The sequence below is a fragment of the Synechococcus sp. R6-10 genome (assembly GCF_047461815.1).
In the GTDB taxonomy this organism is placed as follows: domain Bacteria; phylum Cyanobacteriota; class Cyanobacteriia; order Thermostichales; family Thermostichaceae; genus Thermostichus.
The window spans coordinates 1-903 of record NZ_JANSHW010000702.1 but is presented as its reverse complement, the minus strand read 5'-3'; the positions used below and the strand labels follow the sequence as shown (position 1 = coordinate 903).

At 60.8% G+C, this 903-nt stretch carries 1 protein-coding gene; it reads right to left on the bottom strand.

Annotated elements, in window-relative coordinates; all coding sequences use genetic code 11:
• The coding region (locus tag NW837_RS15415) for a hypothetical protein (RefSeq protein WP_414332542.1) at nucleotides 1-832 on the bottom strand (832 nt) is incomplete at its 3' end.
• Between the last annotated feature and the right edge of the window lie 71 nt (nucleotides 833-903).

Here is a 903-nt window from a genome sequence, read left to right as displayed (position 1 = left end):
GCAGCTCTCCCCCCCTCGGCTCGGGCAGCGGATGGGAAAACTGGGGATCCAACACCCGCGCAATCTGCACCCCTAAGCGGATCATGCCTGCTGAAGCGCGATGGCTCCCCTCCAGAAACTGAACCTGCGTTTTTTCCATCAAGAAGTCGGCCACAGCTTCCGGGATCCCGGTCAAGGAAACCCCACCACCAAGGGTGTAGCTGAAAAATTGACTTTGCAGATGGGATTGCCCCTGCCGGTAAAACTCCAGCGCCACGGCACAACTGTCTTCCGCCTGATCCACAATCAGGTGATCCCACTCTTGCCAAAACTCCGCCAGCGGCAGGATGTGCTCGCCAAACAGCCGAATTTGCAGGCCAAAATCCAGGGATCCCAACCGAAGTGCTGCCTCCCACAGCCGCCCCACACAGCAGCCCATTGCCTGCAAAGCCTCTGCCCGCCGCGGATCTGCCTCCTCGGGCCAAGCCCGGGCCAGCTGGGATCCCACCACCTCTGCCGGCAAACCCGAAGCCCCCGCAATATAAGCAGCACTGCTGATCTGATCCCAGATCTGGAACTCCTTGAGCCCGACCCCGGCAAAGGCTTCCCCATGCCGAGGGCACAAAGCGCAGGCTCGTTCGCAGAGAAATTGAGTGAGATCTTTGGCCAAGGGGATCGGCTCCAACGAGCGTGGCAACTGGGGGACACGCTCACACACCTGTGGCCAATGATCGGCCAACGAGCGTCCCACCCGCTGCAAGAACGTTTCGATCCGCCACGGCCCCACCAAGCCCGAACTGGACTGCTGCAAGCGCCGCAGCACCTCATCCGCTTGCCGTTGACTCCGCACCAAAAATAAGACCCGGCCCGGATCGGCTCCTGCCTGCAACAATCTCCGATAGTGATCTACACAAGCCTGGGTCA